This is a genomic window from Natrinema sp. LJW11, assembly GCF_056135975.1.
Genome location: NZ_JBWBDM010000012.1, coordinates 13,630 through 38,439 on the forward strand (window position 1 = coordinate 13,630; position 24,810 = coordinate 38,439).

Sequence of the window (24,810 nt, forward strand, 5' to 3'; positions counted from 1 at the left end):
AGCTCTGCTACATTGATAATTGCTGTTTTAGCTGTGTTGCGGCGCTATTTGCTCGGTGAAGTTGCTTCTTTATGACGTGTTTCTTAAACATTGTGCGTAGCTCGAGCGAGGCTTTCAGATAGTCATCAGAATGATCTGCAAATTCGTAGGGAGTCCAAATAAGACTCCGTGGTAGACCTCTAAACCCGTAGTATTCGACGAACTGCATCGGATCTGGATTTTGTAGTATGTTATCAAATGCTTCTTCAATAATCTCGATTTGTTCACCCTGGGCGTTAGCCAAATGCAATATCAGAGTAACCGCATGACCTTCATACTCCTCTGCGCGGTATATTGCAATTTCTAGATACCGCTGAACGAGCAAAACAGCACTCGAACGAGGTGGATTGGAAAGTGCTACGCCAACGATTTTTCTCCAAGCCTCATCAAGAGATACAGAAATCAGCCCAGGTGATTCTGATTGCTCCAGTGATTTGGTGTGCTCGGCCGTTATGGCCATTAGATTTAGACGGATGTTAATTAGGACAGAAACTCGAGAGTCATTATATAACTCTGGATCCCAGCTCGGTGTGATGTCATCTGACTTTTTCCCTAGTAAGTCGTCCTCAGAAAAGTCTCTGCTTTCGAAATAATCGTGATACTTCTCTACAAAAGTCCGATACCACTCTTCCTGACGCTCTGCAAACTCCATAATAGAACTATTCTGGTGTATGTTCTCAGGATCGATCTTTCCATCAACGAGACGCATCCCCTCGTAAACCATATGCGATTGGTCAAGGAACGTGTCTAGCTCGTCTTCTTCTAAACTCTCCTCAAAGATATCTAGTACGCCTGAAACCCCTGTGTAAAGCAATTCACTGTAAGCGTCATTCTTATTGGTAGGGTCCGGAGCTGGTCTAATAACTCGTTGGTGGATCAAAAGAGCTGAGAGATTTGCTAAATTGGGTGCACCACATTCAATTCCCTTACTCCCAAGCTCACTCATATCCTCCATCGTGTTGCGAACCAATGTGGGTTCGTTAACGTCAGCGGCCCGTGTTGCAATCTCCGGGAAATATCGGTCTAAAACAGGTGAAAACAGCAAGCCGATACGTTCCCCTTCTTCTGTATTTGCAAAGTCATCGTCATAATCCGGGGGAATTGCGATATCGTCAGTTCCCCCAGTACACACTATTTCGTCAACGATCTCGTTAGACACGTCAGATAAGACTGACTCGCCTACCTCAGCAACCCCAATCTCTTCTTCGTCTATTGCATTTCTTGAAGTATCATAGACCACTTGCAGTGGGTGATCCGAAGTTGTCTCCGTTCGCGCAGCAGAGATCGAGTTTTCAACATAATCCATCGGCGAGAGGCTATCACCGTATTGTTTCAGAAGCCTTGTTGGAGTAGACTGTGTAAATACAATAGTAATATACTTATAAATTCCCCAAAAGAAGACTAATGATGTTTCCAGGAGCAGTATGAAAGCTGCTAATTTTGTACTCTGTTTGTAGATGTCAAGGGTTGTGAGGAACAGTATATTGAGAGTGATGGACACCATTGAAATATAGAACGTATGCTTGATAGCTGGTGACTTCGAAAACAGCTCAATATATCCTGTAGAGTAGCGTGTACTAACAATCTGAGTTACAATGAATACGACTGAGAAAATGATGGCCAATAGTGAGACTTGAGCTGTAATCAGCGTTTTGAGGACGTCCCTGATGAGTCTATCAACGGGAACAAAAGGAAGGGGACCATATCCGATGAATACTGCAATTGCTACGCCTAGTAAAACCCCGCCAACAAGTCTCAGATGTTCTCTCATCATTGATATTCAGTCCCGGAACTCAGACCATGGATCTAATGTCTCCAACTGTTCTCTGATCTCCGATAAATCATCTGTTTCACCGATTTCCAAATCTGGATCTTCTTCGGTGGCGTGTATTACATCGGGCCCTCGAAACGGATAGTTCTCGTAGCCGAGGTTGCGGAACACGTCCTCCATCACGTCCTCGAACTCGAACCCCGAGAAATCGTCCAGTACAGCCATTCCGAATTATGCGGACAGTACGTTGCAACTGCCAAATACGTTGCCGAACGCAGCGCCGTCCTGTTTGTTGAACCCCTGAGAAGGGTGCGGGGGTCATCGAACCGCCCGCGAGCAGCGATGAACGGGAATGTACCAGTGGCCAGTTCGGAATCGGTTCCAGTCGCATCGGCCGCTCAGTCTCACCAAGACACAGTCGAATACGTCGGCTTCCGCGTCGATGGCCAAGCCGTCGTCCTGAACCTCTCGGAGCATCGGCGACTCTCCCTCGAGCGCAGTTTGGACCTCGTCAACCACAGTCCGAGCGGTTTCGAGTGGGGGTACAGTGGTAGCGGGCCCGCCCAGCTCGCGTGCGCGCTCCTTCTCGACTACTACGACGATGAGCAGTTCGCCCGTGAGCACTACATCGCGTTCCGGAATCAGGTAGTCTCACAGCTGGAGTGCGACGGTGAAGCGGCGTGCTGGCACCTCACCGGCGAGGAGATCGACGCCGCGATGGCGACCCTTACCGACGATGTCGTCGCGCTCGCGGACGGCGGACGGCCGTCACCGTCGCTCCCCGAGAACTGGCGAACCGTCTCTCGCCCGGACCGGCGGGTCTTCCAGCGCGCTGATCGCGACCACTACATCGTACTCGGGGATGGAAGCGACGAGTGGCTGGTCGTGCTCTGCAGCCAGGGCGACCGTGCATATCCTGCCCCGCTCGCACATCGGACGGTTGCCGAGGATGCTGACGTAGAACGGGTAATCCAGGAACTCGCCGAAGAGAGCAACGACCTCATCGAACCCCCGGAGGGGGAGCACTGATGGAGACGCTTCGACTGGCGCGAGCCACCCACCAGCTCCTCGAACGTGGTGTCGAGGCACTCGAGAAAATCGGGCGCGAACTGGAGCGATACAACGACCGACAGGAGCGCACCGACGACACCGACTCGTGACCGAAACTCACTCTCTAGACCAAATACGGAGTACCGGCTTCCAGTATACGCCTACCCCCGAGGGGTGCTCGTGTCCCATCCATCGGGAGGGGCAGCCGGTCACGGCGCCGCTCGGTTTGCGGTTCGCAGAGCGCGTCCATATCGAATCGATCCCGCGCCATGTCGCCGGCGCGATCTACGAAGCACATCACTCCTATATGGACGATGTCCCCCGGACGAATCTCGTCCATCACGGACTCTGTTACCAGGACCAGCTACTAGGTGCGATTACGTGGCGCTATCCGCTGATTCGCTCGCTGGAGTACGACGGGACGCGATTCGAGGGCGACGAAATCGTCGAGGCAGCACGGATTTGCATCGGCGTCGATTTCCCCAATCTCGCCTCTGCCGCCCTCGCCCGGTCGATGGAACGGTTCGTGCGTCGGCACGGCCAGCGACGAGGCGTTCGGCTCCTGCTGACGTTCGTGCGAGCCGACTTCGACGGCTCGACGATCAAAGCGCTCAGAGACAAGGGCTGGCACTGTGCCGGTAAAACGGACCCCGGCCAAGCGGGAAATCGCCCCGATAAGCAGATCCGAGAGCAGCCGAAGTGGCGGTTTCTCTGCGAGGTCCCAGCTGAGTCCGACCGGGAACAGGCCTCACTCGGGAGGTGGTCCCCGTGACCACGAATGCCAGTCTCGATGAATTCGTAGCGGAGGCAGATTCGGACAGCCAGACAGATGACGATTCATCGGTCGTCGACCAGCTGTTGAAACCGGTATCGCCGTCGCTCGGACTGCAACTCGTCCCCGGCAGGGGTGACCCAATATACCTCCAAAACACGGGGACCGAACGCTACCTGTTCCGAGATGACCACGAGCGATGGTTCATCCTCCAGCCCTCAGCTAAGAAATCGGTCGACAACTTCGTTCGCTGGGTGTATCTCCCCGAGGACAAGCCCACCGAGATCGCCCGAACAGCGATGGGCCAACGGACGGTTCTCGGCTACAAGTACGTTTCACGGAACGAGGCTCCCGAGCCGGTGGCGACGACGGTGACAGCGATGTTCGTCAGCGAGCCCTGGCCCGATGCCACCTACGAGTGTGGATCCTGTAGTAGAGAGTTCGACTCACCGCAAAGCCACGCTCGGCATTGCTGGGAAGCACACCCCTGGGTTCCAAATCCTGAGCAGGTCCGGGTACGGAGAGACGAATCTGAGTAGTTCCGATATCTGATCCGAGCCGCGGACTGGACCTGGATTAACCAACACTCCTCGCCGTTCAGAGACGGGTGTTGGTTAACGTGGTGTTGTTTTTGCGCCCGGGAGAGGGGCGCAGGGCGCGAGACGATGCAGTCGCACGTCGACGAGGATTCCTGAAGTGAGGTGACTAAGGTGAAAGATCCAGAGTCTAGAACCATCTTCGCTGGCGTCGATGGACGTACCGACACCGAACTACCCGAGTGGTATCGAGAGCGCCATAGAGATGCAGACCCTGTGACCTTCGCCGAGGCGGTTCGTGATCTTCCGCAGGCCGTCGAGACGACCGTGGCGTACCAGAATCCATTCACCGACGAGTGGGTCGAGACAGAGCGGTTCAACGCGCTCGTCGAGCCGAGTCGGGCTCGGGAGCAGGCCCGAGATGAGGACACGGAGACGGACCCGTTGTTCCATATCCCGACTGACTCGTACTCGATCATCAACCCGGTCGACGTCTACGGGCCGCTGGAGGAGGTCCTCCGCGAGGAGACCATCGACGGGACGCCGCTGGGCGAGGTGATGTTCGGCGAGATTCGGCGCTACCGGGGCGGCGGCGAGGTCCACATGGACATCATGTTCGACGGCCTCGAGGTGCGCCTGCCCGGCCGGTCGGACCCGATCACGATGGGCGTCACGTCGGGCTACGACTTCTTCGGCGAGCACGCCGTCTACGTGGAGGGGTTCGCTCAGGATGGCTACTGCTCGAACACGATGCGCTCCCTCACCGACAAGGAGGTCATCAAACACGTCGGCGACGTGCGGAACTTCCGCACCTGGTGGGAGGAACTCCTCGCACAGGTCGAACTCGTCGCCGACGACCTATTCGAGTTCATCCGGGACGCTCAGGATATCGACCTCGACTTCTCGGAGCTCCCGTTCACCGTCACGGAGTTCTACACCCTGCTGGGCTTCCCGGACTACTTGGCCGAGCGTGCCGCCGGCGATGCAGAAGCCAATGCGGCGTCCCCCTTCGAGATCGATATGTGGACGCTGCATTCCGGCGCGACGTACGCTCTCACCCACTTCTTCCAGGGGAAAGAGGGGGCATCCCTCGATCAATACGTTCGGATCGCCAACGACATTCTGTTCAACCCGGAAGGTACGATCGAGCGCGTCGAGCAGGCGTACGAGCAGCAGCTAGAGGCGGACGGTGACGACGGGTCACAGGCCTCGCTGGCCGGCGAACGAGCGCTGGCGAGCATCGAGCGCGTCAGCGACGACCTGCAGGAGAAAGTCGAGCAGTTCGAAGAACGCGAGGACGCGCTGCGCGAGCGGTTCCAAGAGGCGATGGGCTAAGAGCAGTCGGAGAGAAGATTCGCCAGGCGTGCTTCCGTTCTAGCGGCTGGAATCCACTGCTGACAGTATTAAGTGAGTAGGGGCGTACCCAGAGACCATGTCTATTGAGCATAATCCGACTCTCGACGCGCGAGAGCCACAGCAGGGGGATATAGAGACTTTTGAAGAGTTGGAGCGTGGTGACTCGGTCAAATTCTTTGAATGGCCCGTCGAGCCGTTGACCGTGATCGGCTGGGAAGAAGACGATAATGTCGGGAAGCGAGTACGAGTTGAAGCAGAAGGCGGCGAGTCGTTTCTCTACCAGGTAGACGGCCACCTCTGGCATTACGTCCCTGAGGACGAGTTCGACGGCGAGAATAACCCATACCCTGTTCAGAACCTCGTTTTGCTCGAATCCTCGGAAGCCTGATTGGGCTTCGAGACAGCGCGAATCCTGTCGTGAAGGCCTCTATTTTGATGGTCTCATTCGCAGTGGGTGCACCTTCCCAAGATCTACTGCTTCAATTCTCTGCTGTTGCTCGTGCCCTCGATAGGTGGAGGCATCCGTTATGGGTACATCTACAGACGACTCAGAGGCGTCAGACGAATTTCCGCCTGAAAAGCGGCTTGAAGCACCGAACACGAGCCTGATCAAGGCAGGGATCGAGACGATTCCGGATATGGAAACCCTCCAGGAGTGCGTTGCCTACGAGAACGCCCACCAGAATCGAACGCCAATTCTGCGCCGGCTCAAGTGGAAGGCCGAAGAGCTGCGTGAGGACGAAGAGTAAGCTCTGCTCTTAACCAACATACTCCGCGTGAGTTCCCTCTATTGTTGGTTAATCCCCTGTGCCTCGGTTTTCGGGCCCCTGAATGGGTGCGGGGGCAGCCAGCAGCGGCCTCGCGTGCCTAATCATGTCTCTCGAGCTGAGCTCCAGCGCCAGCACCGCCCGCGAAATCGCCGCCGCCAGACAGGCAGACTACGTGGCGTTTCTGCATCGAGCCCCATTTGTCGTCGACGCTGTCGACCTCGGCTTCCTTTCCGGCTTTCGCGAGGACTGTGGGTACCAGGAGACGCAGTATCAGAATCTCAGCCTCCCCGTTGGGATGCTCGACAACGATTTCCGGAATCCCGATCTGGAGCGGTTCATCGACCGTTTCTTCGAGTACGAACCAGAGGTCGGGGTCATCGGAGACGTCGACGTGGCTGAGCAGGAGGAGACAGTACGAGCGGTGACGGCTGCCGTCGTCGATCAAGAGAGTGTGACAACACAGCTCCGCCGGCGAGACGGCATCGAGTTCTTCAGAATAGAAGTAGTAGCGGTGGCCGGTGAGCAGGAACTGGAGGTCGAAGGCGGCGAATCGAGCGAGGCCGGTTTCGTGGAACGCCTCCGCATCGATCTCCGTCTCGGCCTGAGCAAGGAATTCGTCGTAGTCCTCCCAGAGAATCGTACCCTTCGGGGCAACGGCTTCGAGGCGCTGGCGATGCAGATGGTGTGCGAGTTCACGGGCGAACTCGTGGAGGCGGTTGAAGTCGGCGTTGAACTCGTAGTGGCCGTCGATGGTCCCGACAAGCCCACGGTCGCGAAACCGCTTGAGGACCCGGTTGACCGTGTTGCGGTAGTTGTCGCTCCGGTCGGCGATCTCGGAGACGGTTCGCGGCTGGTCGAGGTAGTACAGCACCTCGAGTGCCTTGCCGGTCAGTAGCTCGGGGAAGTCAATGTGGGAGTGCTGACGAACGAGGTCCTGATAGAGCTCGACGGCGCGAGCATCCGACGGGATGACTCGTTTTCGCCGGCCGTCGCGTTCCGTGTAGACGAGCCCCTTCTCGACGAGGTCGGCGACGGCACGAGAGAGGTAGCTCTCGCTGTGGTCGAGCTTCGTCGCGAGTTCGGAGATCGTGTCGCCGCGGTCGACCGTGGCGAGGACCTCAAGTTCGATGCGCCGGAGCACGGTGTAACATAGTACGAAACTCGTATATAAAGAAGTTTCGAGTAGTGTTACAACCAGCAATCGCGAGAACCGTCCCCACCGTCTTAACCAACAAAACTATGGACTCGTGGGTCATGTTGGTTAACACGAGAGTAGCTGATGTCCTACGAACCCCCGACCCCACCGGCGAACCTCCCGACGGAGATCGTCAACACGCTCAACGAGTCGGATCCGGAGCAGCTCCGAGATGTTGCGACGTACGCTGAAGCGCTCGCCGAGCACAAGGAACGAGAGGCCCGTCTCGAGGAGTCGGCAGATCAAGAAGAGGTCGAGGAGCAGCCAGACGATCTCCCGGACGACGTCCCGGCCAAAGCGACGGTCACGATCAAGGAGATCAACGACAATCGCTACTACTACTGGCAGTGGCGGGAGGGCGATTCAGTGAAGTCGAAGTACAGGGGCCCGGTCAACCCGGACGAGTAAAACTCGGTGAGGGAGGACACCCACCCCACGTTTCCGTCGTAACTGGATGTGGGTGGAGGGGTGACGCTGATTTCGAAGGGTCCACACCCCCCGCGTTTCCGTCGTTTCTCCACGACGGCGTAGGGAGAGGCTACGATAGTGCTATGCAGCCACTAATTATGTTGACCTAGAACCAACCTAGAGATGAACTAACTTCTGGAACACATAGATTAAAGTGGCATAGATGAGAAACGCTCATTAAGTGTACTTCGACCAAGGAGGGGACGAAGTACTTCGCCCCCTCAGCTGAAACAATCCTTTCTATCTGCTCCTATAGACGGCCAGCTCTGGACGGCTAGGCCGCTCTCGTCTTTGGTATCTCGTCGTGGACGTCTTCTTCGAGTCCCCTCCCCATCTGTTCGGTGATTACGACGGAAACGTGGGGTGTGTGGGTTCGGGATTCGACATCGAGGCGACGCTTCCGTCTACGGGTTTCCTCTCTCACGTCGGAAACGCGGCTATATTGTCAGCAATATAATTCCACCGAATGACGGCATTTTCCGGCTGATATCGGACAAGGAACGTCGGAAACGTGGGGTGGCGTTCTCCACTAGATTTATACTTCCCCCGCTCACACCGTGTGATATTCAATGACGCCCGACTCTTCACCCAGTTCTGTCGACGATCCACTCTTTGAATCCGGGCATCGCATCTTCGCGAACAAGGATCTCCTGAAAATCGGCCACGTGCCGGAGGCTGACCGGATCGTCGGTCGCGACGAGGAAATCTCGAAGCTCGCGAAACGTCTCAACGGTGCTGTCCACGGGTACTCCCCGGAAAACGTGATGATCTACGGGAAAACGGGGACCGGCAAATCCCTCGTTTCAAAACACGTCTGTCAAAGAGCTCAAAATGCCGCTCAGGATGGCGTCGAGATTGGAACAGCGTATATCGACTGTGCTGAAGACAATACCGAAACCCAAGCAATCTCCTCACTTGCCGCGAAGCTGAACGATGAATCTTCGACTGGAATTTCCGTCCCTCATACCGGCCTCAGTACGTCGAAATACTACAAACTCCTCTGGAAGACGCTCGATGCTCAATTCGATTCTGTGATCATCATCCTCGACGAGATCGATCTGATGAACGACGACAGCGTGTTGATGAAGCTCTCGCGCGCTGAGGAGGCGGGGAAAATCGACTGTAGCGTCGGTGTCATCGCGATCAGCAACAAGATCCAGTACGTCGACAACGTGAACGAGCGCGTGAAAAGCAGCTTCCAGCACAAGGAGCTGTTCTTCAAGCCATACGACGCCAACCAGCTCCGGGAGATCATGTTCAACCGTGAGGACGCCTTCCAGGACGGCGTCCTTTCCGAGGACGTGATTCCGCTCTCGGCGGCCTTTGCCGCGCAGGAACACGGCGATGCTCGGAAGGCGATCGACATTCTTCGTCACGCCGGGGAGGTCGCCTACGAGGCCGGGGCAGAGCAAGTGACGGAGGAACACGTCCGCCAGGCACAGCAGCACGCCGAAAAGGACCGGTTCAGAGAACTCGTGAACGGCGCACCCACGCAGGCGAAGGCAGCGTTGCTGGCGCTCACGGAACTGAGTGTCAACAGTAACGACGATGCGTTCCTCACGAGCCGGGTGTACGACCAGTACGAACGCATCTGCAACCATCTCGATATGGATATCCTCTCCGTCCGCCGGTTTCGCGACATCCTGAAAGAGCAGGCCTTCCTCGGGGTTGTCGAAATCGAGAAGATCAACAAGGGGAGTGCGGGCGGCATCCACCTCCAGAACCGACTCATCGAAGACCCCCAGGTCGTCCGCGAGACGATCCTCGAGGACAGCCGGATGCAGGACTGGACTCGCGAGTAGTGGCCCCCTACTACTGAGTGGGTGCGGACGACGGAAATCCGGGGTGGGGCGTGAGGAAACGACGGAAACGAGGGGGGTCGAAAATTACGTCGGAAACGTGGGGTTGGATCGAAACGACGGAAACCAGGGGTGGGGTCCACTACGACAGTTCGTTGGTGGCTCCGAACGAGCTCAAAACGGCGTCCCTCTCACCGGAGAGCTCTCGGCGAATGTCGGATCGGTCCCATCCGAGCGGTGAAAGCACGCTCTCGACTGCTCTGACCAGCTGCGTCTCGTAGTACGAGGCGTCGTAGGTCTCGATCTCCTCGTGGGCGAGGGCGACCCGGTCTCGCGAGGATTTGTCGTCGTCGACGACCACGTACTCGATATCCTGGCCCGGGTGGACTGCCAGTTCCTGCTCGCGGGCTCGCTTCAAGGCGGCCACGTTCTGTGTATTCTGTGAGTAGCCTTCCAGGGGCTTGGAGACACGGTTCCGCTCGACGAGCCGCTCTACTTCTACGTTGCCCGCCTGTAGTTCGCTGATTGCTTGTTCGAGCCGTCCGAGCACCGCGTGCGGTGACCGCGTGGCATCGAGCTGGTCGAGACAGTCCCGCTGGACGTCCTCGATGAACGGCGGGGTCGAGCGCTGCCGGGCTTCGATGCCTCTGATCTTGAAGTCGTCGTCGCCGGCGACCTTCCCGAAGTACTTCGTCAACGCCCCGGCGTCGCTCTCGCGCTGCGGGACGAACGCCACCCAGTCGTAGTGGGCCTCGTGTTCGAGCCGAATCTCGACGCGTTCCGTGATCTCCGTCGCGAGCGTCTGGAGGTCTTCGCGGTCCTCGTCGTCGACGTCAGGGTCCGGCGTCACCCAGATGGAGTCGACGATGCCGTGGACGACCCGCCAGCCGCCAGCTTCCAGCCGCTGTTTCGCCGTCAGCAGAATCTCGCGAGCGAACGCGTTGATTGCTTCGTGGCACTCGATGCGGCCGAATTTCGCGTTGCTGAACCCTTGATAGCCGAAGCAGGCGACGAGGATCCACTTCAGCGCTCCCGACCGTCCCTCGAGTTCTGCCAGCCGGTCCTCGTCGGGGTTGTCCCGTTCCTTCTCGCGACGGATGGCCGCCTTGATCTCGTCGCGCGCGTCGATGATCGGCTGTAGCACGTCGACGAGGTAACCCCGCTCGTCGCAGATCGAGTACCCGAGGCCGGGGACGTCCTCGCGGTCGCTGTGGCAGTCACACCGGATGACGTCCGGCGAGACGTTCCGGGTACAGATGATGTTCGGGTACAACGAGGAGAAGTCGAGTTCGTGGACGTTCTTGTGGAGGCCGACCTCGGGCGCGAAGATGAAGCCGCCGCGGTCGGCGTCGTGGAGCGTCCCCATCGGCTTGTAGAACTCGTGGCGCCAGGAGTTCCACGGAACGAGGACACCGCGGTCGTGGGCCTCGCAGATCTGGATCGCCGTGAGCACGTTCCCGATCGACGCCCACGCGAGCTCCTGGACGGGCTTGTTCGAGCGCGACACGAGGTCGAGGACGCCGTCGAGGTTCGTCTCCCCGTGGAAGAACGTGTTCGACTCGTCGATGATTGCCCGCCCGGGTACGTTGTACCTCGCCGGCGAGTGGCCGACGCGGCCGTAGCTCGAGTACGTCGACCGGCTCGCGAGCTGCTGATAATCGACGTCCGGCCACCGACTCAGCGAGAAGTCGTCGACGCCGGCGTCCGTCGCCATCTCGTACAGGGTCGGGACGATCTCGCTCGTTGAGAAGACCAGGACATCCGGATCGTGCGCTTCGAGTGCCTCTTGGACGGCGGTCAGGATATCCGTCGGCGAGCCGGTGACGGTGTCGCCGGCGACGGTCAACTCTCCGTAGACGTCGTTGCTCGTTTCGGTCACCGGAACGCTAAGCCGGAGCGTCGACAGTTCGCTCGCCGGCGTCGGATCGGCGCCGGTCTCCAGACAGTACCGGAACTCTCGCGAGAAGTCGACGTTGAAACAGGCGAGATCCCCGACTGGATAGTTCGACAGTTGACGCGCCTGCCGGGCGAGTGGAGTGACGCGATCGATGTGGGCGACATCGACCGCGAGAACGGCCTCCTCGTCCCGTCGAAAGCCGGGGAGTCGCGCAACCGTCTCGGTCGCGACGACGTCCGGGTGCTGGTCGTACACTGACTGGAGTGGCGTGAGGTCGAGGTCGGCATCAGGGTCGCGGGCCGCGACGTAGAAGCGTGGGGTGTAGTCATCGCGCTCGCTCGCGACGGCGCCGTCAGCGGTTGCCTCCCACTCCAGGACGCGGCCGTCGTCCAGAAAGTCGATACTGAACGGCATCGTCACGGGTTCGAGTCCGGTGGGGCACTCTCTTGATCATCGCGTGCTGCGACCGCGGCTTCGAGCTCTTCGAGGCGTTCCTCGTGGTCGTCGAGGCGGGCCTCCTGTTCGAGATCGATGCTGAGCAGCGCCGGCAGCAGCGGGTCCTGGTGGTTCAACAGCCCACTCGCGTCGGCGTGCTTGCGGGCGTACTCGAACAGCCGGTCGAAGCGCGGCTGGTCGCGACGCCGCAGTGCCCGCCGGAACTCTGCCCAGCGCTCTTCGATGGCCCGCAGTGCATCTCGGTACGTCGGGTTCGTGCGCCCCATCGCTATCGCCCTCCTGTCCCGGTCGCCGCCACCGTCTCACCGTCAGCGGTGACCCCTGTCTCGACACCCTCCGGAGTCGACGGCGCTGGCGTCGTCGGTTCCACGCCGACCTGCGTGGCGCGTGCCGCGAGCAGCTGCCGCCAGTACGCGAACGTCGTCTGGTAGTACGCCCCGTCGTCGACGGGATAGACGAGCGTCTCGAAGTCCTCGCCGACGACCCGTGGCCCCATCCGAGTTTGCTCGCACTCCAGATGGTGGTCGGCGACCGTCGCGATCGGCTCGGTGAATTCGTTTCGTTCGTTTCGCGTAACGAGTATCGGGATGTCGTACCCCTCGGCGTAGGTCGCTAACCGGGCAAGGGTTCGGGCCTGGAGGGTTTTCGCGTGAGTCTCGCCAAGGGTATCGTCGGCGCGGTACTGGGCGTCGACGGCCGGCGCGACGATGAGGGCGGGGGTATGGGGCGACGTGTCCTCGTCGCGACTTGGTGCCCGTCGACCGGCCGCCCCGGCATCGGTGGTGGACATTTGGATCGACTTGTTCACTGCCGTCGGGAGATCACAGACGGCGCCGTAGTGCTGGTACGCGGTAAATCCGCGTGCGACGTGGATTCGGTTGAGCAACCGTTGACTGGGGGCGATCTGCGTCAGCGTGGCCGTCGTCGCTGGCCGTTTGCGTCAATCCAGAAAGCGGGCCCGTCGTGCAAGAGGAGATGATCGAGTACCAATGACTGAAGGATCGGAACACCCTGATCACCGTCGACATCGAGGAGTGTGATACCGTCCTCAAGGGAGGGTAGCAACATTCCGTCCGTCGCGGGATCGGCTTGATTAGCCAGATTCTGGTTGCGGTCAGCGCTCCGTGTTGGCTGGTCTACCGCCAATCGGTTCGACGTCGATGTGGAGCGGTCGGGCATACTCTAGTAGATGGCCACGTACCAGATAAGCCGCGGCGTGTCGCTTCCGCATTTCCAAGAAATGACGAGTAATGCGGTAAATCGGACTCAGGCAACGGATTTTGGCAATCGTCCGAAGATTTCCGAGAAGGCTTCCAGAATGACCTTGGTTCGGATGATTCGTAGCGAGTGGGCCCATCCTTTCAGGCTGGGTCTGAGCGACAACACGGCCCCACAATCCAGGTGCTACGGCTTGTCTGGATGTTCCACCGCCTCTAGACCGGCTTCGATAATCTCTTGATAGGCTTCTTCGAGGTCCTTGTCCTCTTGTTCGGCGTAGTCTTTCACCCGCCCATTCAGTGTGTGCGAGATGTCGATGTTCGGTCGCATCGTTTGTGTCCAAAAGACATTTAGACATTCAGGAACAAATGTCTGTTGTCGTGAGGCGAACCAATACGTTCGCGGTGCGACCGCTCTCCGAGCAGGATGAGCAGCTGCTCCGCGAGCACTCTAACCCATTGTCCCTTCTGTGGATCAGTCTTCTTCTCGGTAAACCATCGGTGTGAGAAGGCTCCGTTCGCGTTTGTCTAATGGAGGTGGTTCTGAAAGTCACGTCACGTTTTTTTCACGCGCTCGCGATGGCACAACCTTCCAATGATCTCCAGTCCACGCTCAAGTTGCTCCCGTAGCGCATCGTCGTCCCCTCGCCGAAGGTGAGGCGTGACAGCGTCGAGATCGATTTCTTCTGCTACTGCCAGGACGTCCCGGAGGTCTGTTTCACGGCTGCTATGGAGCTTTGCCGCGACGAGGACTGCCCCATCGATGACTCTGGCTGTGGTCGTCACTGTACCTCCGCTCACCTCCTGTTGGTGGCTGTGGTCGTACAGGTAGTCGAACGACCACTGTGCCTCCGTCTGGCGACACCCGAGTCCGTTTACCAGGAGATCGAAGCCGATCGGCTGCTGCGGCGTGAGCCGCTTCTCGTACTCGATTACTTCGGTGTCGTAGAACCATTTCTTGGCGTGACTGTCCGTTTCCTCGAATCCCTGCTGTTCGAGGAACTCGACGAAGTCAGCCTTGGAGTCCGGCGCGACGACGATATCGAGGTCCGTGGAGAATCGAGCATTAAACGCTGAGACAGCGTACCCGCCGACGAGAACGTACTCGTGACCCTCTTGGGTGAGCTCCTCGAGCAGTTCGATGAGCGCGTCACTTCGGTTGTTGAAGCTCATGGCTGGGCCCGTTCGGTCTCTCGATACGTGACGCCGAGGTCGAGGTCCTCGTACATCCGGTCGAGCATCGCCAGCCCCGACTGGAACTGGGCGTAGTTCTCGCGCATATACTCGATTGTCTCTGCTCTCGGGATCACCGGGTACCCTTCGACGTGCTCGATATCGAGTGACGTGCGTGGCTCGAGGACGATCTGCAGCGGTCCGTCCAACTCGTCTCGGGGCTGTCGTTCGAATGCGGTCGGGAGGTCGAACCACTCGAAAAATGTCTCCCAGGCGTCGACGTCCTGCTCACGAACAGCGAGGAACAGTGGATAGTCGTCGGGCTCGCGACCGACCTGGTAGCCGCCCTGAGTCCACACGTAGACGGCGTCGATCCGCGTGAACGCGAACGGCCAGTCACTGAACTGTGGGATGACGTACGTTTCCTCGATGGAGGGTGGACTGACGCCGGCGCTGGCAGCGACGAGATCGAGCGCTGCGTCGCGTACGCGCTCGTCGACTACAGTGAGGCCGTCGTCATAGGAAACGTAGCCTGCGTCTTCCAGCCGATTGACGGCCTGTCTCACTGTCTCGTAGGGCGTGTGGAGGTGTTGGGCGACATGGCGGATGGAGTCACCACTCTCGATGGCGAGGATAGTCTGTGCCGCCGTGTCGTCGAGCACCTCATACATCTGGTGGTTACCAATAATCCGGTAACAGTTAAAACTCTTACTCGACTGGCCATAAAGCACGATCTCCCCACTTGTCTCGAAGGTAGTCCAGATCCCCACTGAAAACACACGGAACGACTATAACGAATTCAACGAGCAAAACGAACAGAACGAGAAAAATGAATGGGTTGAACGCATTCTGAGGAACGAACAGGTTGAGGATGGGCTGGCCGGCTTCTACTCGATGAACAGAACGGGCGAAACGAACGTAACGAATAGAACGAATGCATTGATGAAAACGAGTGTGTTTGCCTCAATGAGCGAAACGAACAATTGGTTTTAACATCGTAGTATTCCTCTCACCGAGTGAAACACCCTCACCGAACCAAACGAACAGAGCGACCAAAACGAACGGAACGAACGCAACGAGGGAAACGAAAGAAATGACCGACACCAATACCGCACGAATCACCGTGGCGAATCAGAAGGGAGGCGCCGGGAAGACGACTGACGTCATTCACACAGGTGGGGCGCTAGCTGCCCGGGGCTACGATGTCCTCCTAGTCGATATTGACTATCATGGGGGGCTCACCTGCTCGCTTGGCTACAACGATCTGTACTACGATACCGACCGTACAACGCTGTTCGACGTCCTCGACTTCGATCAGATGGAGTCGGTGAACGACATTATCGTCGAGCACGAGGAATTCGACATCCTCCCCGCGAGCGAGAAGCTCGCGAACAACAAGAACATCCAGACGCTGCTTGAGGCACCGAAGAGTCGCGAGCGGTTGGAGATGACTCTCGACGAACTCGAGAAGGACTACGACTACATCATTGTCGACACACCGCCGTCGCTTAACGTCCTCACCGATAATGCCCTGGTCGCGACCGGCAACGTTGTCATCCCCGTCATTCCCGAGAAGCTCAACGCCAACAGCCTCCAGATATTCGCAAAGCAGCTGAGCTCCCTCGAACAGGCATACGGAGATATCAATCGGCTCGCCATCGTCTGTAACCGTGTCGAGCAAAACGCCGAACACCGCGACACCATCGAGGAGATCAAGTCGGCGTACTCCCTCCCAGTGTTCGAGATCCCGAAGCGGACCGACCTCTCTCAGTCGATTGGTAAAGGAGTGTCCGTCTTCGGCTTCGGCAAGGAGAACCAGCGCGTCGAGGATGCACGCGACCTGTTCAACGAGATCGCCGACCTGTTCGATGAGACGTTCGAGAAGACCGCGCTTGAGGAGGTGGAAGCATGAGCGACGGCTGGGGTGATGCTTCCGGCATCGAGGGCAATTACGAAGAGGAGGACGATGAGGTCGATTCCAGCGAAACGAGTGAGGTGAGTGAAACGGTGGAAACCAGTTCATCGACCGAAACGACCGAATCGACTTCAACGAATGAAACGAACGAAACGATCAAAACGAAGACGAACATCAAGGACGAGTGGAACGGGCGGACGATCTACATCCCCGACGATGTCCTCGACAAAATGGAGGATACCTACCTCGAGTCGCAGCTAAAGCTCCGAAAGGCGGGCCAGGACGAATTCAAGAAGAACCGCCACTTCTACCCGCTACTCGTTCAGTTCGGTGCTGAGGCGCTCTCTGATGCGGATACTGAGGAAATTCAAGCCCGCCTTTCGGAACTCGGTGACGGGTGACCTCGCGCAGAATGAGTTCCGGCAGTAGTTGAGACTGATCATCTCAATGCATATGGCATTCTGGCGCAGTTCATAAATAGTATGAAGACGTAGTCACGGATAGAACGATGGCACGAATTACCGGCTCCTACCCAGATGACCTCGATCTCCTCATTGAGGGGGCTGTCGAGGCTGGTGTGTTCGGGGGCAAGAGCGATGCGTTGCGCGAGTTCGTGCGTGAATACTTCGAGGACCACGAGAACGAACGTATTGCAGCTGCGGTCGCCCTCTACGAACGCGAGCGGATCACACTCGGTGATGCTGCGAGACTCGCTGATGTCGACCGCTGGACGATGCGTGACATCCTCCGTGAGCACGGCGTTGAACTTCGCCTCGGGCTCGTTGACGAAGACGATGCAGCCTACGAGGTAGAGGCAGCACGCGAACTCGACTTCGATGATGAGGACATGTCTGATGAGGAGCCACGTGGTAAATGACAGGTAATGATCTCCCAGCGAACCCGAGCGTCTTGAATACGACTGTCCTCTCGAATTTTGCGTACATCGATCAGCTGTGGGTAGTTGCTGACCTCTCTGGAATCTGTACGGTACCAGTCGTTCGCAAAGAACTCGAAAACGGCGTTGATGACCACCCATATCTTCAGTCAGCACTCAATACACTCGACGACGAGATCCCGGTCGCGCCAATCTCGGACACCGTCGCAAACAGAGAGGCGGTTGTCAGTGACCATCTCGATCCCGGTGAAGCACAGGCGTTCGCCCTCGCCGACGCACACGACGGTCGACTGCTGACAGACGACGGAGATGCTCGGTCATTTGCGAAAGACCAGGGTGTGACCGTTGTCGGGTCGATTGGCGTTCTGTTGGCTACAATCGATGCTGGGAAAATCGATGAAGCGACTGCCGACAAATGGCTGTCGACGTGGATCGATGAGATCGGCTACTACGTCCCGTATCGGACGATCTCGGAGTACCGATGACGGGTTGGAGTTCGAAACATCTGATTAGGTGGCCGTGAACATGTCTATTACCGATGAGTGAAGCCGACAGACGGCTATCCGAAGAGAGCGAACAACGGTTTCTGGACCTGTACGCCCATCTGTTGGTGTATGTCAACGACCGATTCGAGGTCATAGAAGAAATCGAAACTGTCACTGATCTGGCACATCACTACACTGACGAGCTTCTCCCGCTCCGAAACACGCTGTACAATGAGTCGACGACAGACTTGATTGAGGACTTCGTTGAAGAGAATCCTGTCAACCTTGTCAGAGGCTGATCTCGAACAGGTCACAGCATGGACTGACTTCGTCGCTGGAGAGTTCGTCGTCGTCCGTTATCGCGAGGACGACGCAATCTTCCTCGATTGGACAGAACCGCCGAAAGCATACGCAGTCCGCCCGGATCGGCTTCCGTTCGCCGAAGTATGGGACGAGTCCGCACTTCCAGTCCCAGTTTCGAGTGTTGTCCTATTGCCGTTCGAGGACCAGATCGTCTACGATGGATGGATCGGGGTCAAGAACATCATTTTCGGGGGCTCGCTCAGTACTGACATCGATGACGAGTACGAAGAGGCCAAACATCGCTTCGGCATTATCGACTCGCTTCCAGCACCCGAGGAAGACGAAAAGACGGACGCCGAGGAGTTGCGCTTCTACATGAAGAACAAGCGCAACCGAGAGCGATACGCGCCGGAGATCGAGCAGTTGCGGGAGAAAACCGACGAACTGGAGCGGATTTACCATCAGGAGATGGGGAAGGCTCGAGCCCGCAGCTTGGGTCGCGAACTGCGCGAGTTGGGACTCAACGAAGCCTATGTAGCGATCTACGATGATCGGATCATCACCAGTGCTCCCTCCGAATCCGAGGTTCGCGGGCTACTCAAAGAGATTATGCCCGCTGGGAAGGCTGACTACCCCTACATCTACCACTTCGATCCCTGAACGAGAGTCCACAGCCTACGACTGGAGTTGCGTGACAGTCGACGCGATTTCGCTTTTGGTCGGTTCGCTTGAGAACTCGAACACTCTGTCTCCGACACCGAAGGCGTATCTCCGGTAGGAGACGTCGACGTGAACCCAGCATTCGACATCGCTGTCTGTCGCCTCATACTGGGGTTTACCTGTATTTCCTCCGTGCTGCAGCACATCGAGCAGGTACTCTTCGATACGTCGCGCATTCGCGATTCGCAAGAGATGGTCGGCAGCGACGTTATCCAGCACGTCTGCTGGGGTTCCGTATCCTTCGCCGACGAGATAGAATTCGCCGTTGTACTCGTGTGACTCGATCTGGACACGGAGTGCGTACGTCTCAGCCATATCGGTAGTTCCGACGAGCCACGTATCAGGCTGTCTGTTACGGAGACTACCTGCCAGTGGCCGCGTCGTGAACAAGATTTAGTCTGAATGGCGCACAACCACGACATATGTCTTTCACCGCAAGTTGGCACACGCTTCTCGAGGAGCTTGACGACCTCCCCGAGAGTGCGACGCTTATCACACCGCTCTCCCATCAGCGATTTCGGATTACTGACGTGCAGGACGCTTGCGTCATCATTCAGTTCGAAGACAGAGACGAGACGCGGCCGCTCCAGCGTGGCCAGTTCGAAACGCTCTATCGACGAATCGAGGACGCCCCCGACGGATTTGACCTTGACCGTCTCCCGGCGGATGCCGATCCGTATCCGGCGGTGTGGAGTGTCCATCCACGATTCGAGGTTGATGAGGACGCTGGCATCATCACACAATCAGCGGTTTCGACGGCGACGCAGGTGATGGGTGTCGAGCAGGAATCAACAGACGAGGAACGAACTGAACCCGACGGATTGGATGTCTACTCGGACGCGCTCCTCCTCATCGATGCACTCGAACGTCACGATGTGACTACTCTCTCTGAACTGGAGACGAACGCGTTGGTGAATCTCTACACTCTGCTTTCGGATGTCCAGCGAGATGCTAACGAATTCCGCAAGGAGGTCGCGGATGTCCTCCTCGCTCGGCTCCATCACGACCGTCCGGTTTCCGGGCAGTATGGCTCCGTCCAACGGACGAGTCGCCGAAATCGCTCGCTCAAAGACGACGACGAGGTGTTGGAACGTCTTGAGGACGCTGGTATCGATCGCGAGCGTGTACTGAGTGTCGACCGCTCGAAAGTCGATGAAGCACTTGAGGTCACCACGCTCTCCGACTCCGATGTGTACGAGGTCCAAGAAAGCGAGTACGTCCGCAAGGCAGAGGTCGATGAAGACGTGAAAGAATCCCGGCTACAGGGATTGAAAGATCGCCTTGCTGCTAGCGAGGACGATGAGGCGAATCAGCTCCGAGCGGAGATCGAGGAGCTCGAACAGCGTATCGACGACCTCACCAGTTTCCGCACGGGAGCGGAGATGCAAGGATGACTGCCTACCGCTTTCGCGTCAAATTCGACCCCGATCCGACGTCACTGTGGCGGGATATCATCGTCGGCGCGGACAGAACGATCGCCGAGTTCCAGTCGGCGATCAACCCCGCAGTCGGACTCGATCAGGGTCACCTCTGGTTCGTCGGCGACGATGAAGACTACTGGGACAGCGCCGTCAAATACCAGTGCCCGCAGGAGTACGAGGAGTCGCTTGGTGGTGATCCGGTATTGCGTACGGAACGGATTGAGAACGCTGGCCAGGTGACGATCGGCGAGATGACCCGCCAGCTCGGTATCGAACAGTACGATCGCATCTGCTACCTCTACGACTACGGCGATGAATGGCGGTTTTACGCAATCTTGAAAGAGATTCTCAGCGATGAGCCGAGCGACAAACCACCGGAGGTCATGAAAGAGAAAGGCGATCCCATCGACGACCAGTACGACGTGCCAGGAACCGCTGAAAGTGATTCGCCACTCCCAGACCCACTCTATTCGGTGCTCCCTGAAACCGCGGTCCCCGTTGCGGATCTTCGTGAGCTAGAGAAGTGCAATAATGTCGTCCACGTCATTCCACTACTCAGTCTCAAAACCGGATTCGGGGCAGTCTGCGAGCGGTTCGCGATTCAGTTCGAAGAGAGGGGATACGTCCTCGAAAACTTTCAACCGGGCTGGCAGGTCGTCGAAGAAGTCGACGGGGCAGACAAGACGGAGGAAGAACTCCTCGCGGCTCTTGCGGACGCAGTACGCGAGTGGCACGCTGAAATCGCGGAGATTTCGGGTGCGATGACGGGCCAGCATTTCGACGAGGAAACTGTCGAAGCGATGCACGTCGAACTGGAAGCAGAACTCGAACGCATAGGATACGGCCACCTGTAGGCTGCTCTCTTGACTGTCTGTCGAAGAGAACGAGTTCTTGGCCGTGACGTGTCCAGCGTCTCACAGTGGCACCAACCAGTGAGTCTCGCCGGAGTGTCTTTCGTCGGATCGCCCGGAAACCGCACGTCGAGTGGCCGGCGTACGACTCGACACCGTTGTATGACCGGAGTTCGCTAACTGGACTGGAGTCGGACCTTCGTACTGTGTCGGAAGCGTGGTTCGATCACGACGGCCATACCTCCGTTGAACAGTTCGTCTGTACGGTTCCGCTGGCCTACTTTCGATTCGATCCTCACGATCGCTACGCGAACTCGACACTCTACGAGATGGCCACGCTCTTTCGCCTGTTCGTGCTGAAAGAACTCCACGGGTGGGACCACGAGACAGCACTCGTTGAGTACCTCAACCGTCGATCTGATATCCGTAAGCAACTGGGTATCGAGTCGATCCCAGATCAGTCGACGCTATGGCGAAGCTGGCACACACGCTTCACGAACGAGCTCTGCGAGACCATCGAAACCGTTGCTCGAACGATTCTCATCGGTGCTCAGAACGCGGGTATCACGGTTCCGCGTGAACCGGACCGGACCCTTCGGCACCACGATACTGAATCCGGTCAGTCTAACCCAGACTATGAGGTCGTTCTCGAACAGGCGAGCGAGATCACCGACCACGTCAGCCGCATCATCTTCCCCACGTTCTCGCTTAATCGTAGTGAGGGCTGTGAGATCCCCGAGAATGCGTATTGGGATTTGCACACGTATCTGGGATTGCGAGAGAATCTCGCTGCGAATGAGGGAGCTCGCAGTTTCATCCACGAGTCGACTCGTGACCGGACTCCAATGGGACACGCGCATCGTGACCATCTTCGTGATCTCTCGATCGAACAGATCCGAGAGATGTATCGGCAGGCGGTGGGCCGTCTCTTAGAAGAGATCGCAGCGACGGAGGTGTTCTATCGTGCCGGAATCGTAGCGATCGATATCACTGAAAATGATCCCTTCACAGGTGACCGCACCGACCACGAAGACGAGATTATCGGGACGAAGGAAAAGAACGACGAGTACGCCTACCAGTGGGCGACAGTTCAGTTGGTCGGGAATGCCGTCCCGATGGTGCTGGACGCACGTCCGGTCCGAAAGGGTGAGACACGATTAGAAATCGTCGAGGATCTGCTCGACTCTGCCGAGGATCTCGTTCACGCCGATAACGTGCTGATGGACCGGGAGTTCGACAGCCAGCACGTCTTGGAGATGATCAGCCAGCGCGGGCTCTCCTACGTCGTCCCAAAACGGATGCAGACCAGCGAGAAAGCCCAGGCCGAGCGGTTACTTCAGCGGGGTCAGGACAGATACGAGACCGATCGGAAGCTCCACCTCGGCAAGAACGAGTGGCACAAGACGACGCTAATCTATCGGCGGAAAGAGGATTCAGAGCACGACGACCATCGCCAGTACTCGGTGTTCATGACGAATCGGGGGAGCGGACACCTCACGGAGTACGGCTACCGGTGGGAAATCGAGAGTGGCTACCGATCGATAAAGCGGTTCATGGCGGCGACAACGTCGAAGAATTTCGGGCTTCGATTCTTCTACTTCGCGTTCGCGTGTCTGCTGTACTCGATCTGGCGAGCTGTCGATCTGCTCGTGCAGGTTGAGTTGACTGGTGAGTACGAGCACTCACCGGTGATTACAGCGGACAACACGCTGACGCTGCTGAAGAAGGAAACTGGAATCGGGTAGTGAGGTACTCTGTTCGGGTTAGCGTGCCGTCTGAGTGGCTACGCTGCTGGAAGTCTCGAAATTTGTCCATATAGTTGGATATATGATAATAATAGCCGCTTTGAGAGCCATCTGTGGCAGTTTCCGCTGACCGAATCGGTCAAATTCACGCATCAGAGGCCCACTATACCCGCTGTAGTCTCAACTTCCACCCCGAAATTTCAATATAGTGGCATACAGTTTACAACTGTGTCGCCATCGTCTATTTGGTGGGTAGGCGTCTGGAAACTCCCGAAACCGATGGGTCCCTTCGGTTTGATTATTGGTCGTGATTGCTCCGGTAATCACGACCACTTTGAAGCACCCCGACGCCGTCGGGGAAGCACGAATGTTGCAACCGCCTCATGACGCCGCTTTCTCCGGGGTAGAGACGCTGAGAGGGGGTGTCTTTCTGCAGTTACCGAGTGGGCTCCAAATTCACCTCCCCGGTCAGATGCCTGTTCACGAATTATCGATATTTCGCAATCGAGATGGCGAACTCACCTCCCTGGTCGGGCAAGCCACCCATTCAGCAGCTTCAGACGGTCGCTGACCCCCTCGAGACGCCAATACTCGCTCAGATTTATGTTCCATTTTGCAGCACGGTCCCGTCACTTTTTCCGAGATCGTCGACGAACTCGGTATCCGGATGTCTTTCTCCGCAAGCACGTTGATCCCGTAGTGAGTATTTAGGTAGAATCAGATCCACATATAATGTTTTTATAGTAGTAGTCCGTACCACGTCATATGAACCGCGAGACGGAAAGTACGGATTCGCCCGGAGCATCCATTTCGCTTTCGGTACCCCCTTCTGATCCGGAATTATTCAAACATAAGGCGACGAGTGATGTCCTTTTATTTTTGACAAACCATCGATTCAGTGACTTTTCCCTGCGAGAACTTGCGACGCAGATCGGCCATTCACACCAGTCCGTTCGACGGGCTGTGAATGTTCTCAGTTCGAATGATCTGGTCACAGACTCTCCCAAAAGCAACCAGCGCCTTATTCAGATCAACAGACAGCGTCTTTCCATCCCAGACGATCCGATTCTTCGGATTCCCCAATCGGAATATCACCAGCCGGTCAAAACTGCTGTAACGAAGCTCCGTGAGAACATTAGTGACGTCGTCGGCATCATCCTGTATGGGAGTGTTGCCCGGGGAGATGCTGACCGACGAAGCGATATCGATCTCTGGGTGCTAGTTCGCTCTGGGCGGGCCGAAAGCCAACGAGAAGCGAACGCCATCGCACGCGACCTCGAAGAGATGGAATTCGATGGTGACCGGTATGCGTACGATATCGACGTCGAGGCCGTCCAAGCGATTCCGGCCTACACCGATGACATTCGGGAAATCATCGTCTCGGGAATTCCAGTCTACAAGACGAATGACTTCGAAACTGTCGAAAACCTCCTTCTGGAGGAAGGAGCTGCCGATGAGTAGCGGCTCAGACCCGTCATCTGTGCTCGCAGCACTTGAGCGTGCGCAGGACGCCTTTGAGATGGTTGGACGAGGTCGGACAGAATTCGAGGACGGAATTAGCGCCGATGCAGACTGGAAGACACAGCTGACGAAAGCGTGTCGCCTTCTCGAAGTTGTCGACACACTCCAAGCACAAGACGGGTACTACACTGCCGTCATCGAGGTCTGTTTTGGGGCCATTGAACGGTCAATCGAGGCGTATGCCCTCTCGATGACGACCGATACACTCCAAGATTTCCAGGATCATCAATTCAGTTACGAACGTGCCCATCAGATCGGGCTATTCGAGAGGCAGACTGCAGAGGAGATGAGGAACCTCTACAGCGAAAACCGGACTGAGAGTTATTACGGTGGCGGTCGTCCAACCGAAGAACAAGCGGACGCAATGACCGAACTCGCAATCGCTGTCCATCAGTTCGCGGTGAGTCAGATCCGGGAGGGCGGCGTCTGTCTGTGTGACTGACTCCATTAGGCAC

27 protein-coding genes and 4 pseudogenes are annotated in these 24,810 nt (G+C 57.3%); 21 read left to right on the forward strand and 10 right to left on the reverse strand.

Annotated features, from left to right (window positions below; all coding sequences use genetic code 11):
• Window positions 1–7: 7 nt before the first annotated feature.
• Together AC0QDI_RS23150 and AC0QDI_RS23155 are read right to left on the reverse strand one after the other, a co-directional pair.
• A complete protein-coding gene (locus AC0QDI_RS23150; protein WP_474672263.1) occupies window positions 8–1,813 on the reverse strand; it encodes a hypothetical protein in 1,806 nt (601 codons plus the stop codon).
• A gap of 6 nt (window positions 1,814–1,819) precedes the next feature.
• The gene (locus AC0QDI_RS23155; RefSeq protein WP_474672429.1) at window positions 1,820–2,035 is read right to left on the reverse strand and encodes a hypothetical protein; all 216 of its coding nucleotides are present in this window, start codon (window positions 2,033–2,035) and stop codon (window positions 1,820–1,822) included.
• Between the two features lie 117 nt (window positions 2,036–2,152).
• On the opposite strand from AC0QDI_RS23155, the gene AC0QDI_RS23160 reads away from it, so the two are divergent.
• The 8 genes and pseudogenes from AC0QDI_RS23160 to AC0QDI_RS23195 form a co-directional block, all read left to right on the forward strand.
• Entirely contained in the window at window positions 2,153–2,839 is a 687-nt protein-coding gene (locus AC0QDI_RS23160) for a DUF6166 domain-containing protein (protein WP_474672264.1), read from the forward strand.
• A complete protein-coding gene (locus AC0QDI_RS23165) occupies window positions 2,839–2,970 on the forward strand; it encodes a hypothetical protein (RefSeq protein WP_008458061.1) in 132 nt (43 codons plus the stop codon). The genes AC0QDI_RS23160 and AC0QDI_RS23165 overlap by 1 nt, the downstream gene beginning before the upstream one ends.
• A 197-nt stretch (window positions 2,971–3,167) precedes the next feature.
• Window positions 3,168–3,632 carry a hypothetical protein gene (locus tag AC0QDI_RS23170; RefSeq protein WP_474672266.1) on the forward strand — a complete coding sequence of 155 codons (465 nt, stop codon included), beginning with the start codon at window positions 3,168–3,170 and terminating at the stop codon, window positions 3,630–3,632.
• A complete protein-coding gene (locus AC0QDI_RS23175; RefSeq protein ID WP_474672268.1) occupies window positions 3,629–4,171 on the forward strand; it encodes a hypothetical protein in 543 nt (180 codons plus the stop codon). The genes AC0QDI_RS23170 and AC0QDI_RS23175 overlap by 4 nt, the downstream gene beginning before the upstream one ends.
• 162 nt (window positions 4,172–4,333) lie before the next feature.
• Window positions 4,334–5,503 (forward strand): hypothetical protein, encoded by a 1,170-nt coding sequence (locus AC0QDI_RS23180; protein ID WP_474672270.1) that lies wholly within the window; start codon window positions 4,334–4,336, stop codon window positions 5,501–5,503.
• A gap of 97 nt (window positions 5,504–5,600) precedes the next feature.
• On the forward strand, window positions 5,601–5,912 hold the full coding sequence (locus AC0QDI_RS23185; protein WP_474672271.1) for a hypothetical protein: 312 nt from the start codon (window positions 5,601–5,603) through the stop codon (window positions 5,910–5,912).
• Window positions 5,913–6,051: 139 nt separating this feature from the next.
• Window positions 6,052–6,273, forward strand: a complete 222-nt coding sequence (locus tag AC0QDI_RS23190) for a DUF8129 domain-containing protein (RefSeq protein WP_474672273.1) — start codon at window positions 6,052–6,054, stop codon at window positions 6,271–6,273.
• Window positions 6,274–6,397: 124 nt separating this feature from the next.
• Window positions 6,398–6,685 (forward strand): annotated as a pseudogene (locus tag AC0QDI_RS23195) (DUF6610 family protein); the annotation flags it as partial.
• Here AC0QDI_RS23195 and AC0QDI_RS23200 read toward each other — a convergent pair.
• A pseudogene (locus tag AC0QDI_RS23200) lies at window positions 6,668–7,435 on the reverse strand (helix-turn-helix transcriptional regulator); the annotation flags it as partial. The pseudogenes AC0QDI_RS23195 and AC0QDI_RS23200 overlap by 18 nt on opposite strands.
• Before the next feature lie 138 nt (window positions 7,436–7,573).
• Between AC0QDI_RS23200 and AC0QDI_RS23205 the strand changes: the two are divergent.
• Complete coding sequence (locus tag AC0QDI_RS23205; RefSeq protein WP_474672274.1) at window positions 7,574–7,897, forward strand: DUF6788 family protein; 324 nt, start codon at window positions 7,574–7,576, stop codon at window positions 7,895–7,897.
• A gap of 629 nt (window positions 7,898–8,526) precedes the next feature.
• Window positions 8,527–9,759 carry a DNA replication protein Orc4 gene (gene orc4, locus AC0QDI_RS23210; RefSeq protein WP_049908454.1) on the forward strand — a complete coding sequence of 411 codons (1,233 nt, stop codon included), beginning with the start codon at window positions 8,527–8,529 and terminating at the stop codon, window positions 9,757–9,759.
• A 139-nt stretch (window positions 9,760–9,898) separates the two neighbouring features.
• Here the strand turns inward: orc4 and AC0QDI_RS23215 are convergent, their stop codons facing one another.
• The 6 genes and pseudogenes from AC0QDI_RS23215 to AC0QDI_RS23240 form a co-directional block, all read right to left on the reverse strand.
• Window positions 9,899–12,067, reverse strand: coding sequence for a type B DNA-directed DNA polymerase (locus AC0QDI_RS23215; RefSeq protein WP_474672275.1), 2,169 nt, complete (start codon window positions 12,065–12,067; stop codon window positions 9,899–9,901).
• A 2-nt stretch (window positions 12,068–12,069) separates the two neighbouring features.
• Window positions 12,070–12,375: a DUF8156 family protein gene (locus AC0QDI_RS23220; protein WP_474672277.1), complete on the reverse strand. Its 306-nt coding sequence runs from the start codon at window positions 12,373–12,375 to the stop codon at window positions 12,070–12,072.
• A gap of 2 nt (window positions 12,376–12,377) precedes the next feature.
• Window positions 12,378–13,177, reverse strand: a pseudogene (locus tag AC0QDI_RS23225) (hypothetical protein).
• Between the two features lie 336 nt (window positions 13,178–13,513).
• On the reverse strand, window positions 13,514–13,657 hold the full coding sequence (locus AC0QDI_RS23230) for a hypothetical protein (protein ID WP_004514842.1): 144 nt from the start codon (window positions 13,655–13,657) through the stop codon (window positions 13,514–13,516).
• A 263-nt stretch (window positions 13,658–13,920) separates the two neighbouring features.
• A pseudogene (locus tag AC0QDI_RS23235) lies at window positions 13,921–14,499 on the reverse strand (nucleotidyltransferase family protein); the annotation flags it as partial.
• The gene (locus AC0QDI_RS23240; RefSeq protein WP_474672279.1) at window positions 14,496–15,170 is read right to left on the reverse strand and encodes an RNA polymerase subunit sigma-70; all 675 of its coding nucleotides are present in this window, start codon (window positions 15,168–15,170) and stop codon (window positions 14,496–14,498) included. The pseudogene AC0QDI_RS23235 and the gene AC0QDI_RS23240, both read right to left, overlap by 4 nt.
• 422 nt (window positions 15,171–15,592) lie before the next feature.
• Between AC0QDI_RS23240 and AC0QDI_RS23245 the strand changes: the two genes are divergently transcribed.
• The 6 genes from AC0QDI_RS23245 to AC0QDI_RS23270 all read left to right on the forward strand — a co-directional run bounded on the left by AC0QDI_RS23245 (window position 15,593) and on the right by AC0QDI_RS23270 (window position 18,757).
• On the forward strand, window positions 15,593–16,411 hold the full coding sequence (locus AC0QDI_RS23245) for a ParA family protein (protein ID WP_474672280.1): 819 nt from the start codon (window positions 15,593–15,595) through the stop codon (window positions 16,409–16,411).
• A complete protein-coding gene (locus AC0QDI_RS23250) occupies window positions 16,408–16,815 on the forward strand; it encodes a DUF8160 family protein (protein WP_474672282.1) in 408 nt (135 codons plus the stop codon). The genes AC0QDI_RS23245 and AC0QDI_RS23250 overlap by 4 nt, the downstream gene beginning before the upstream one ends.
• Window positions 16,816–16,922: 107 nt before the next feature.
• Window positions 16,923–17,291 carry a UPF0175 family protein gene (locus AC0QDI_RS23255; RefSeq protein ID WP_474672284.1) on the forward strand — a complete coding sequence of 123 codons (369 nt, stop codon included), beginning with the start codon at window positions 16,923–16,925 and terminating at the stop codon, window positions 17,289–17,291.
• On the forward strand, window positions 17,288–17,794 hold the full coding sequence (locus AC0QDI_RS23260) for a PIN domain-containing protein (protein ID WP_474672286.1): 507 nt from the start codon (window positions 17,288–17,290) through the stop codon (window positions 17,792–17,794). The genes AC0QDI_RS23255 and AC0QDI_RS23260 overlap by 4 nt, the downstream gene beginning before the upstream one ends.
• A 53-nt stretch (window positions 17,795–17,847) precedes the next feature.
• The gene (locus AC0QDI_RS23265; RefSeq protein WP_474672288.1) at window positions 17,848–18,093 is read left to right on the forward strand and encodes a hypothetical protein; all 246 of its coding nucleotides are present in this window, start codon (window positions 17,848–17,850) and stop codon (window positions 18,091–18,093) included.
• Between the two features lie 193 nt (window positions 18,094–18,286).
• Window positions 18,287–18,757, forward strand: coding sequence for a hypothetical protein (locus tag AC0QDI_RS23270; protein WP_474672289.1), 471 nt, complete (start codon window positions 18,287–18,289; stop codon window positions 18,755–18,757).
• Between the two features lie 15 nt (window positions 18,758–18,772).
• Here AC0QDI_RS23270 and AC0QDI_RS23275 read toward each other — a convergent pair whose 3' ends face one another.
• Window positions 18,773–19,132, reverse strand: coding sequence for a hypothetical protein (locus AC0QDI_RS23275; protein WP_474672291.1), 360 nt, complete (start codon window positions 19,130–19,132; stop codon window positions 18,773–18,775).
• Window positions 19,133–19,239: 107 nt separating this feature from the next.
• Between AC0QDI_RS23275 and AC0QDI_RS23280 the strand changes: the two genes are divergently transcribed.
• The 5 genes from AC0QDI_RS23280 to AC0QDI_RS23300 all read left to right on the forward strand — a co-directional run bounded on the left by AC0QDI_RS23280 (window position 19,240) and on the right by AC0QDI_RS23300 (window position 24,797).
• Window positions 19,240–20,211: a DUF7983 family protein gene (locus AC0QDI_RS23280; RefSeq protein ID WP_474672293.1), complete on the forward strand. Its 972-nt coding sequence runs from the start codon at window positions 19,240–19,242 to the stop codon at window positions 20,209–20,211.
• Complete coding sequence (locus tag AC0QDI_RS23285) at window positions 20,208–21,092, forward strand: DUF7964 domain-containing protein (RefSeq protein WP_474672295.1); 885 nt, start codon at window positions 20,208–20,210, stop codon at window positions 21,090–21,092. Before AC0QDI_RS23280 ends, AC0QDI_RS23285 begins: the two co-directional genes overlap by 4 nt.
• Window positions 21,093–21,157: 65 nt before the next feature.
• Window positions 21,158–22,834, forward strand: coding sequence for a transposase (locus AC0QDI_RS23290; protein WP_474672297.1), 1,677 nt, complete (start codon window positions 21,158–21,160; stop codon window positions 22,832–22,834).
• A 765-nt stretch (window positions 22,835–23,599) separates the two neighbouring features.
• Window positions 23,600–24,295 carry a nucleotidyltransferase domain-containing protein gene (locus tag AC0QDI_RS23295; protein ID WP_474672299.1) on the forward strand — a complete coding sequence of 232 codons (696 nt, stop codon included), beginning with the start codon at window positions 23,600–23,602 and terminating at the stop codon, window positions 24,293–24,295.
• Window positions 24,288–24,797 carry a DUF8154 family protein gene (locus tag AC0QDI_RS23300; RefSeq protein WP_474672300.1) on the forward strand — a complete coding sequence of 170 codons (510 nt, stop codon included), beginning with the start codon at window positions 24,288–24,290 and terminating at the stop codon, window positions 24,795–24,797. Before AC0QDI_RS23295 ends, AC0QDI_RS23300 begins: the two co-directional genes overlap by 8 nt.
• The last annotated feature ends 13 nt before the right edge of the window (window positions 24,798–24,810 follow it).

Excerpts from the sequence above, each read along its gene's own strand:
- AC0QDI_RS23150 (WP_474672263.1), bottom strand. The coding sequence starts at position 1,813 with ATGATGAGAGAACATCTGAGACTTGTTGGCGGGGTTTTACTAGGCGTA.
- AC0QDI_RS23155 (WP_474672429.1), bottom strand. The coding sequence starts at position 2,035 with ATGGCTGTACTGGACGATTTCTCGGGGTTCGAGTTCGAGGACGTGATG.
- AC0QDI_RS23160 (WP_474672264.1), top strand. The coding sequence starts at position 2,153 with ATGAACGGGAATGTACCAGTGGCCAGTTCGGAATCGGTTCCAGTCGCA.
- AC0QDI_RS23165 (WP_008458061.1), top strand. The coding sequence starts at position 2,839 with ATGGAGACGCTTCGACTGGCGCGAGCCACCCACCAGCTCCTCGAACGT.
- AC0QDI_RS23170 (WP_474672266.1), top strand. The coding sequence starts at position 3,168 with ATGGACGATGTCCCCCGGACGAATCTCGTCCATCACGGACTCTGTTAC.
- AC0QDI_RS23185 (WP_474672271.1), top strand. The coding sequence starts at position 5,601 with ATGTCTATTGAGCATAATCCGACTCTCGACGCGCGAGAGCCACAGCAG.
- AC0QDI_RS23190 (WP_474672273.1), top strand. The coding sequence starts at position 6,052 with ATGGGTACATCTACAGACGACTCAGAGGCGTCAGACGAATTTCCGCCT.
- AC0QDI_RS23205 (WP_474672274.1), top strand. The coding sequence starts at position 7,574 with ATGTCCTACGAACCCCCGACCCCACCGGCGAACCTCCCGACGGAGATC.
- orc4 (WP_049908454.1), top strand. The coding sequence starts at position 8,527 with ATGACGCCCGACTCTTCACCCAGTTCTGTCGACGATCCACTCTTTGAA.
- AC0QDI_RS23215 (WP_474672275.1), bottom strand. The coding sequence starts at position 12,067 with ATGCCGTTCAGTATCGACTTTCTGGACGACGGCCGCGTCCTGGAGTGG.
- AC0QDI_RS23220 (WP_474672277.1), bottom strand. The coding sequence starts at position 12,375 with ATGGGGCGCACGAACCCGACGTACCGAGATGCACTGCGGGCCATCGAA.
- AC0QDI_RS23230 (WP_004514842.1), bottom strand. The coding sequence starts at position 13,657 with ATGCGACCGAACATCGACATCTCGCACACACTGAATGGGCGGGTGAAA.
- AC0QDI_RS23240 (WP_474672279.1), bottom strand. The coding sequence starts at position 15,170 with ATGTATGAGGTGCTCGACGACACGGCGGCACAGACTATCCTCGCCATC.
- AC0QDI_RS23245 (WP_474672280.1), top strand. The coding sequence starts at position 15,593 with ATGACCGACACCAATACCGCACGAATCACCGTGGCGAATCAGAAGGGA.
- AC0QDI_RS23250 (WP_474672282.1), top strand. The coding sequence starts at position 16,408 with ATGAGCGACGGCTGGGGTGATGCTTCCGGCATCGAGGGCAATTACGAA.
- AC0QDI_RS23255 (WP_474672284.1), top strand. The coding sequence starts at position 16,923 with ATGGCACGAATTACCGGCTCCTACCCAGATGACCTCGATCTCCTCATT.
- AC0QDI_RS23260 (WP_474672286.1), top strand. The coding sequence starts at position 17,288 with ATGACAGGTAATGATCTCCCAGCGAACCCGAGCGTCTTGAATACGACT.
- AC0QDI_RS23265 (WP_474672288.1), top strand. The coding sequence starts at position 17,848 with ATGAGTGAAGCCGACAGACGGCTATCCGAAGAGAGCGAACAACGGTTT.
- AC0QDI_RS23275 (WP_474672291.1), bottom strand. The coding sequence starts at position 19,132 with ATGGCTGAGACGTACGCACTCCGTGTCCAGATCGAGTCACACGAGTAC.
- AC0QDI_RS23280 (WP_474672293.1), top strand. The coding sequence starts at position 19,240 with ATGTCTTTCACCGCAAGTTGGCACACGCTTCTCGAGGAGCTTGACGAC.
- AC0QDI_RS23285 (WP_474672295.1), top strand. The coding sequence starts at position 20,208 with ATGACTGCCTACCGCTTTCGCGTCAAATTCGACCCCGATCCGACGTCA.
- AC0QDI_RS23295 (WP_474672299.1), top strand. The coding sequence starts at position 23,600 with ATGAACCGCGAGACGGAAAGTACGGATTCGCCCGGAGCATCCATTTCG.
- AC0QDI_RS23300 (WP_474672300.1), top strand. The coding sequence starts at position 24,288 with ATGAGTAGCGGCTCAGACCCGTCATCTGTGCTCGCAGCACTTGAGCGT.